The sequence below is a fragment of the Mesorhizobium sp. M8A.F.Ca.ET.181.01.1.1 genome (genome assembly GCF_004792025.1).
Lineage (GTDB): Bacteria > Pseudomonadota > Alphaproteobacteria > Rhizobiales > Rhizobiaceae > Mesorhizobium.
In genome coordinates, this window is record NZ_SRTV01000081.1 from 1 (window position 1) to 378 (window position 378).

The 378-nt window shown below is 66.1% G+C and carries 1 protein-coding gene; it reads left to right on the forward strand.

From position 1 onward, the window contains the following. Nucleotides 1–378 (forward strand): trigger factor (locus EN824_RS33670; RefSeq protein WP_189522273.1); only part of this gene is annotated, 378 nt, incomplete at both ends.

Genomic DNA, 378 nt, shown 5'->3' on the forward strand with positions numbered 1-378 from the left:
GCCGAGCTTCGCGCCGAAGGCCGACGCCGCTGAAGGCGCCTACGCGTTCGACGCCACCTTCGAGGTCTATCCCGAAGTCAAGCTGGGCGACGTCGCCACGGCGGAAATCGAGCGCACCACGACCACCATCAGCGAAGCGGAAATCGACCGCACGCTGGAAATCCTGCGCAAGCAGCGCGTGCATTACCACGCTCGCGGCGAAGCCGGCGAGCACGGCGACGGCGGTGCTGACACGGCAGCGAAAGAAGGCGATCGCGTGTCTGTCGACTTCATCGGCAAGATCGACGGTGAAGCGTTTCAGGGCGGCAGCGCCGAAGACTTCGCGTTCGTGCTGGGCGAAGGCCGCATGCTGCCGGAGTTCGAAAAGGCGGCCACGGG